This window comes from Stenotrophomonas sp. (assembly GCF_036662295.1).
Taxonomy (GTDB): Bacteria; Pseudomonadota; Gammaproteobacteria; order Xanthomonadales; family Xanthomonadaceae; genus Stenotrophomonas.
In genome coordinates this window covers 15,595-20,081 of the sequence record NZ_JAVWXA010000073.1, presented here as the reverse complement: position 1 = coordinate 20,081, position 4,487 = coordinate 15,595, and the positions used below count along the sequence as shown (strand labels likewise).

General features: G+C 70.0%; 4 protein-coding genes. 2 read left to right on the top strand and 2 right to left on the bottom strand.

Annotated elements, in window-relative coordinates; translation table 11 throughout:
- Positions 1–116: 116 nt before the first annotated feature.
- Together RSA25_RS13840 and RSA25_RS13835 are read right to left on the bottom strand one after the other, a co-directional pair.
- Positions 117–1,244: an NAD(P)-dependent alcohol dehydrogenase gene (locus tag RSA25_RS13840; RefSeq protein ID WP_332809445.1), complete on the bottom strand. Its 1,128-nt coding sequence runs from the start codon at positions 1,242–1,244 to the stop codon at positions 117–119.
- 14 nt (positions 1,245–1,258) lie between these two features.
- Positions 1,259–2,725 (bottom strand): benzaldehyde dehydrogenase, encoded by a 1,467-nt coding sequence (locus RSA25_RS13835; protein ID WP_332809446.1) that lies wholly within the window; start codon positions 2,723–2,725, stop codon positions 1,259–1,261.
- A 231-nt stretch (positions 2,726–2,956) separates the two neighbouring features.
- Here RSA25_RS13835 and RSA25_RS13830 point away from each other — a divergent pair, with 231 nt between their 5' ends.
- The gene (locus tag RSA25_RS13830) at positions 2,957–3,550 is read left to right on the top strand and encodes a DUF1415 domain-containing protein (protein WP_332809444.1); all 594 of its coding nucleotides are present in this window, start codon (positions 2,957–2,959) and stop codon (positions 3,548–3,550) included.
- The gene (locus RSA25_RS13825; protein WP_332809443.1) at positions 3,541–4,344 is read left to right on the top strand and encodes an SDR family oxidoreductase; all 804 of its coding nucleotides are present in this window, start codon (positions 3,541–3,543) and stop codon (positions 4,342–4,344) included. Before RSA25_RS13830 ends, RSA25_RS13825 begins: the two co-directional genes overlap by 10 nt.
- The last annotated feature ends 143 nt before the right edge of the window (positions 4,345–4,487 follow it).

The following is a 4,487-nucleotide window of genomic DNA, read 5'->3' as shown; positions in this document are numbered from 1 at the left end:
GGCGTCCCCGCAATCCGACACCGCCCCGCCATCCCACGGAATGCCCGCTGTTGCTGTTGCCGTTGACGTTGACGTTGATTCGGCGGGTGCAGGGCGCAACCCTGCAAAGCCTCACCTCACGCCGCGATCCGCAGAATCGGCTTCAAAGTGATGCCCTTGGTGCTGTCTTCCGCCGCCTGGTTGATCTGGTCCAGCGGGTAGAACTTCACCAGCTTGTCGAACGGGAAGCGGCCCTGCTGGTACAGCTGCACCAGTTGCGGGATGAACACCTTGGGCACGCTGTCGCCCTCGACGATGCCGCGGATGGTGCGCCCGCCCAGCAGCAGGTTGTTGACGTCGAACTCGGCCTTGGTGCCCAGCTTGGGCGCGCCGACCACGCCAATCGCGCCCAACCCGCCCAGCGCTTCGATGCCCTGCGCCAGCACCTCCGGGCGACCGGTGGATTCGAGCGCGAAATCGGCGCCGCCGCCGGTGATCGCACGTACCGCCTCCACCACGTCCACCTCGCGGCTGTCGATCACGTGGGTGGCGCCCAGCTCGGTAGCCAGTTCCAGCCGCGAGGGCACCACGTCGATGGCGATGATGGTGGTGGCCCCGGCCACGCGCGCGGCCATCACCGCACTCAGGCCCACCGCCCCCGCGCCGAAGCTGGCAAAGCTGCTGCCGGCGCCGACCTTGAGCGAGTTGATCACCGCCCCGGCACCGGTCTGGATGCCGCAGCCCAGCGGGCCCAGCAGCGCGATGGGGGCATCGTCGGGCACCTTGATCGCGTTGTTCTCGCGGCTCAGCGCGTAGGTGGCGAAGGACGACTGCGCGAAGAAGTGATCGTGCAGCGGCTGGCCATCCGGGTCCTGCAGGGCGGTGCTGCCATCCAGCGCGGCGCCGCCGAAGTTGAGCCCGAAGAAGTCCTTGCAGTAGGCGCCGTGGCCGCCGCTGCAGGGATTGCAGTGGCCACACGCACCGTAGGTGAGCACCACGTGGTCGCCCACCTTGAGGTCCTTCACCCCCGGCCCGAGCGCTTCGACGATGCCCGCGCCTTCATGGCCCAGCACCGCCGGCAGCGGCACCGGGTAGTACTGGTCGCGCACGATCAGATCGGTATGGCACAGGCCGGTGGCGATCACCCGCACCAGCACCTCGTCATCCTGCGGGCCGCGGATGCGTGCCTTTTCGATGGTGAAAGGCTGTTCCTTGTGGCGCACCACGGCCACGGTGATGTCGCGCAGTTCTGCAGTCGCACTCATGTCGGTTCCTTCGCTCAGATCGGGTAGGCGGGCGCTTCGCCCTTGACGGTCAGCCATTGCCACTGGGTGAACTCGTCGATGTTGGAGGGGCCGCCGATGCTGGTGCCGTTGCCGGAGGCGCCGACGCCGCCGAACGGATTGATCACTTCATCGTTCACGGTCTGGTCGTTGATGTGCAGCAGGCCGGTGCGCAGGCGCTCGCCGAGCTTGAGCGCACGTCCCACGTTGCTGGACACGATCCCCATGGACAGGCCGTACTCGCTGTCGTTGGCCAGCGCGATGGCCTCTTCGTCGGTATCGAAGGGCACCACCACCGCGACCGGTGCGAAGATCTCCTCGCGGAAGGCCGGGTTGTCGCGGCCCACGTCGCTGAGCACGGTGGGGGCGAAGAACAGGTCCTGGTAGGTGCCGCCCGTGGCGAGCGTGGCACCGGCGGCCTGGGCCTCGGCCACGATGCGCGCGGCGTGGTCGCGCTGCTGGGCATTGATCAGCGGGCCGATCGCCACGTCCGCGGTGGCCGGATCGCCCACCTTCAGCGAGGCCGCCTTGGCCACCAGCTTCTCCAGGAAGCGCGGGTAGAGGCTGCGCTGCACCAGCACGCGCCCGGTGGCCATGCAGATCTGGCCCTGGTGCAGGTAGACGCCCCAGGCGGTGTTGGCGATGGCCAGGTCCAGGTCGGCATCGTCCAGGATGATCAGCGCGTTCTTGCCGCCCAGTTCCAGCGAGACCTTCTTGAGGTGCCTGCCCGCCGCCTCACCGACCTTGCGGCCGGCCGCGGTGGAACCGGTGAACTGGATCATGGCGATGTTGGGGTCGCTGGTCAGCGCCGCGCCGGCGGCGCCATCGCCGGGCAGCACGTGCAGCAGCCCGGCCGGCAGGCCCGCCAGTTCGAACAGCCGCGCGATCACGAAGCCGCCGCACACCGCCGTGCGCGGATCGGGCTTGAGCACCACCGCGTTGCCCAGCGCCAACGCCGGGGCCACCGCACGCATGGCCAGGTACAGCGGGAAATTGAACGGTGCGATCACCCCGACCACGCCCAGCGGGCGGCGCCGGGCCAGGTTGAGGCGGCCCGGTTCGGCCGGGAGCATCTCACCGATGCTGCGCGAGGGCAGACCGGCCGCCTCGTGCAGGGCCTTGGTGTTGACCTTGGCCTCGAAGCCGGCCTTGAGCCGGGTCGAGCCGCTTTCGCGGACCAGCCATTCCACGATGTCATCGTTGTATTGCTCGGCCAGCTGCGCGGCGCGGCGCAGCACCTGCGCGCGCGTCTCGTAGGGGGCGGCGGCCCAGTCGCGCTGCGCGGCGGCGGCCGTGGCGGCCGCGGCGGCGATGCCGGCCGGGTCGGTCATCGCGATCTGGCCCAGGGTGGCACCGGTGGCCGGTTCGACCACGGCCTGCACCGTGGCGCCGGACTGCCATTGACCATCGAACAGCTTGCCCGACCACAGCGTGGTCGGCAGGAATGCGGGTGTTGCCATCAGCGTCAACTCCTTGCGTGGTTCACCCCGGCATTGGATACCCGCGCCCGCCCGCTGCCTATCGGCCATCGGCGGCATTCGCGCAACTGCCTGCCAGGTAAGGACTTTCAAGCATGGCCGCTGTCCAGTTAATGGACAGTGTTGCCGCCAGCCGGCCAGCGCGGCGGCGGCCGCGACGCGGCCCTGCCCCTGCCGGCCGTACAATCGCCTGCCCAGCCCGCGATACCGCCCGCCATGAACGATGCCCGCTTCCCCGACGACACCGCGCCCGATGGCATCGATTACCTCGCCGAAACGCGGCTGTGGCTGGAGCAGATCGTGATTGGCCTGAACCTGTGCCCGTTCGCCAAGGCGGTGTACGTCAAGGACCAGGTGCGCTTCGTGCTCAGCGACGCCACCACCCCGGAGGCGCTGGTGGAAGAACTGGCCGAGGAGCTGCTGCGGCTGCGCGACACGCCGGCCGAGGTGGTGGACACCACGCTGATCGTCCACCCGCACGTGCTCGGCGATTTCCTGGACTACAACGATTTCCTGGACAACGCCGATGCGGCCATCGAGGCGCTGGACCTGCAGGGCATCCTGCAGGTGGCCAGTTTCCATCCGCAGTACCAGTTCGCCGGGGTGGCCCCGGATGATGTGAGCAATTACACCAACCGCGCGCCCTACCCCACCCTGCACCTGCTGCGCGAAGACAGCGTGGAACGTGCGGTGGCGGCCTTCCCCGACCCGGACGTGATCGTGGAGCGCAACATCGAGACCCTGGACAAGCTGGGCGTGGAAGGCTGGACGCGACTGCTGGGCCGCAAGGACACGCCGCGATGCCACTGACCCCGGCCATCACCGACTGGAACGCGCAACCGCTGCGCGACCGCGTGGTGATCGTCACCGGTGGCGCGCAGGGCGTGGGCCGCGGTATCGCCCAGGCGGTGCTGGGCGCGGGGGGCAGCGTGATGATCGCCGACCTCGACGCGGAGGCCGGCAAGGCCTGCCTGAAGGAATGGGCGCTGCCCGACCGCGCGGCCTTCCAGCGCGCGGACGTGGCCAGCGAGCGCAGCGTGCAGGCGCTGGTGAAGGCGACGCTGAAGCGCTTCGGCCGCATCGATGGGCTGGTCAACAATGCCGGCATCGCCAGCGCGCACGGCACCGCGTTGGCGCAGATGACGCTGACCGAATGGCAGCGCCGGTTGTCCAGCCTGCATGGCGCCTTCCTGTGCAGCAAGCACGCGCTGCCGGCGCTGCGCACGCAGGCCGGTGCCATCGTCAACATCGCCTCCACCCGCGCGTGGCAGTCCGAGCCGGACAGCGAAGCCTATGCGGCGGCCAAGGGCGGGCTGGTGGCGTTCACCCATGCGCTGGCGCTGAGCGAAGGCCCGCACGTGCGGGTGAACAGCATCAGCCCGGGCTGGATCACCACCGATGCCTGGCAGGCGCCGGCACGCCGGCGTGCGCCCAAGCTGTCGCGCCGCGACCACGCGCAGCACCCGGTCGGCCGCGTCGGCCAGCCGGAGGACATCGGTGCGTTGGCGGTCTTCCTGCTGTCCCCGGACCTGTCCGGCTTCATCAGCGGCCAGGACCACGTGGTGGACGGCGGCATGACCCGCAAGATGATCTACGCCCCGTAGATATCGACCGTTGGTCGATACGCTTGCGGCAGGCGCAGTATCCACCAGCACGACGCCCGGTAGTGGCGGGCCCGGGGCGGGGGCCCCGCCCCCCCGGCCGTCAGTGGCCGCGGGGGCCGCGCGCGCCGGCCCCCCGGCCGCGC